At 45.8% G+C, this 3031-nt stretch carries 3 protein-coding genes; all 3 read right to left on the minus strand.

Going from position 1 to position 3031, the window contains the following annotated elements; all coding sequences use genetic code 11:
- Window positions 1-105: 105 nt before the first annotated feature.
- On the minus strand, window positions 106-1779 hold the full coding sequence (locus FH603_RS27805; RefSeq protein ID WP_186742574.1) for a type I restriction endonuclease subunit R: 1674 nt from the start codon (window positions 1777-1779) through the stop codon (window positions 106-108).
- Window positions 1780-1883: 104 nt separating this feature from the next.
- The gene (locus FH603_RS27810) at window positions 1884-2420 is read right to left on the minus strand and encodes a hypothetical protein (RefSeq protein ID WP_186742576.1); all 537 of its coding nucleotides are present in this window, start codon (window positions 2418-2420) and stop codon (window positions 1884-1886) included.
- Window positions 2421-2424: 4 nt separating this feature from the next.
- The gene (locus FH603_RS27815; RefSeq protein ID WP_186742578.1) at window positions 2425-2886 is read right to left on the minus strand and encodes a restriction endonuclease subunit S; all 462 of its coding nucleotides are present in this window, start codon (window positions 2884-2886) and stop codon (window positions 2425-2427) included.
- Window positions 2887-3031 lie beyond the last annotated feature (145 nt).

Genomic DNA, 3031 nt, shown 5'->3' on the forward strand with positions numbered 1-3031 from the left:
TCCGAGACGTAGACAAAACCATAGAAAGTTCGGAGGCTATGCTACGAATTGGCTTTATTTCAATCCTGCTCAATAGGCTGGCCAAATAATAGTCCCAAACATACTCTAAGAGGTAATAACGGCACAACGCTGTTTGAACTCCGTTCGCTGAAACAGTTCGTAGTATTTACAGGCTTCGTAGATGCTGCCCGCGACCAGAATGGCGTTACCTGTGTGTTCGCTTAAGCGGGGCTTTACACTGAAATCGAAGACAATATCACTCACAACCATGTCCATCCGCGAGCGCGAACTGAGTACCTTCTGCATGGTGCCCCATTTCTTCTTTAGCTCCGATTTCTGAAAATCATTAAGGCCTTTGGTCTTGACATCAAACCAGGCATCTACTTTTTGGGGTGACGATAGTTTCTGATCAATATCGCGGGCTTCGTATACCAAATCCAACACGACTTCATCGGCTACGGCTTCGTTGAATTTATAGGTGTGGATGTATTTGCCGAATACTTCCAGACTGGTTTGCTTATCGCTTTTCAACAGCGGTGTGCCCGTAAAGCCAATGAACACGGCGTTGTTCAGCATGGCCTTCATGATCTTGTGCAGCTTGCCGCTTTGAGTGCGGTGGCACTCATCAACAAAGACGAACACCTCGCCCACGGCCGCCGAAGGGCCACGCTGCAACTCGTCAATGAATTTGTCGAAGTTCTCGACGTCTTTCTTGCCGAACTTATGCACCAACGAACACAACAACCGGGGCATTGGCTGACTCAGTTGTTCCATGAGTTCCTGCCCGCTCGATGTGCGTACTAGCGGTTCACCGGCATCGTTGAATACGCGCTCAATTTGCTTGTCCAGCTCGGTGCGGTCAGTTAAAATGACAACGCGGGCGTTGGGGTTATTTTCCAATATCCATTTGGCCAGCAGTACCATGACAATGCTTTTCCCGCTGCCCTGCGTGTGCCAGATAATGCCGCCTTCGCGCCGACGAATGTGTTCCTGTGCGGCCTTGATGCCGAAATACTGATGATAACGGGGTAGCTTTTTGACACCCCCATCGAACAAGACAAAATCGTGCAGAATTTTCAGCAGGCGCTTTTTATCGCAGAGTTTGAGCAGGTACTTGTCCAGTTGCAAAAGACTGGTATCGGTAATGTCTTCTTTCCAGCCCAGAAAGAACTTTTCGGGAGTGCCGATGGCTCCGTACCGCAGGCCAGCCGCATCACTGCCGGCCATAACCAGTTGAATGGTGGAGAAGAAGGACTGAATGAACTCGGGGCGCTGGTTGACCAGATTCTGGCGAATACCATCGCCGATGGAGATAATGCTCCGTTTGAGTTCCAACACACCTACGGCAATGCCGTTGATGTACAGAACAATGTCCGGCCGTTTCTCGCGATTACCTTGAATGGTCACTTCTTCGGCAATAGCAAAGTGGTTGGTTTCCGGCTTGTTCCAGTTGATAAAGTGCACCCGCTGGTATTTTTCGCTTGGATTGGCCGTTACCTCCACGCCGTAGCGCAGTAGTTTGTAAACTTCTTTGTTGTTGTTGTAAAGGGTACGGTCGTGGTTGGTGGCCTCGCTCTGGAGTTTGTAAATAGCCCGATTTACCAACTCGGGGCTATAACCGGCCTTGTTGATCAGGTACGAACGCAACCAGGTTTCCTCAATATTGCTGTTGTTGGCCCGGTCTTCCCAGTTGCCCAGGTAATCATACTGTAGTTTTTCGCGGAATAGCTTTACGATCCGGTTTTGGGTGTGGCGTTCGGGTTGACCTACGGTATCCATTCTGGTGTGGTTTAGTATATATGCCATTCTTCGATCCAACTGCAATAAATGAAGTTTCTCAACGGTGTTGGATCATCAGGGTATTCTTGCTTGTAGGGACCGATTTAGTAAAAAGCATATTTTGAAGGCGTTAATAGATTACGGACATGTAAGCCATGTTCGATCCCGTAATTTTCAACTAACATCCATTGATCATCAAATAAAGATATGCCCGGCTTTCGAGTAAGATAGACATATTTAATGGTCGGGTGTTGCCGAAGCAACTTTACAATATCGGTAAATGTAAAGTCTGCGAAAGTTGTAGCTAAAGCCGCATCGGTATAATTAGCTAATTTATCGTTATGCAACTGCACTCCCTGATCAGCATCGTTAATACTGCTAATCATATCTGTCAAAGCGATTTTCTTATCAGCGCAAAACTGTTTCCAGGACGCTACTGTGCCGGGTCTTAAGTTAAGGTCTGCCTGATACAAACGGGGCAATACATCCCAGAAGTAGTTATTGTTGGTTCTGCCATAAAACCACTGAGCGTAGTTCCCCGCTGGCCATGCCGGATTGAAGGTGCCGACAATCAACGTGGTTGGTTCAAAATCCAACTGCTCTAACGTGAGGTACTCTTGAAATTTGTGTGGACAGGCCATTGTATTAAATTAATCGTGTTTTCCCCGTTAGTAACTCCTGCATCATACCCTGTTTCAGCCGCTTGTATTTTGTTAGTTTTTGCTCCAACCCGGCAATTTCGTCATCCATGTCAGAAAGAGTTTGAGCGATACGTGTTTGTTCGTCTATTGTAGGTGGAACAGAAATTTTTAGTTGTTTGAACTCATTACCGTTAATTCCAGGCTGACCACTTCTCATAGACATTACTTTAACCCAACTCCAATACGTCCCTGTCGTGGTAAAATTTTGAAGGTATATGGGGTCTAAGATTTCAGAGTTTGTCTTAACTTTTATTAAAAAACCTGCATAGACAAGCAGCCCATCTGTTTCTTTGTATAAATAACTTTTACCTACACTAGCCCCTGTACGAGCAAATACAATATCGCCAGGCTCTAAAATGTAATTTTCAAATAAACTGTGATTAACTGATGTTCTGTTCTCTGGCATAAATCGACCATCTTCCGATATATCAGTTATTCTAATATAATACTAATTCAAAATCATAAAGACGCATTCAGAATGTAGGGAAAGCAAGTCAACTCGATGACTGTCTGCCGACCCGTGAATAACGCTTCAAGAACAGCCCGCAAAC

Origin of the sequence: Spirosoma utsteinense (genome assembly GCF_014282275.1) — a bacterium.
In the GTDB taxonomy this organism is placed as follows: domain Bacteria; phylum Bacteroidota; class Bacteroidia; order Cytophagales; family Spirosomataceae; genus Spirosoma; species Spirosoma utsteinense.

Bases quoted from the DNA above. Each gene is read 5' to 3' on its own strand.
- FH603_RS27810 (WP_186742576.1), bottom strand. From the start codon at position 2,420: ATGGCCTGTCCACACAAATTTCAAGAGTACCTCACGTTAGAGCAGTTG.
- FH603_RS27805 (WP_186742574.1), bottom strand. From the start codon at position 1,779: ATGGATACCGTAGGTCAACCCGAACGCCACACCCAAAACCGGATCGTA.
- FH603_RS27815 (WP_186742578.1), bottom strand. From the start codon at position 2,886: ATGCCAGAGAACAGAACATCAGTTAATCACAGTTTATTTGAAAATTAC.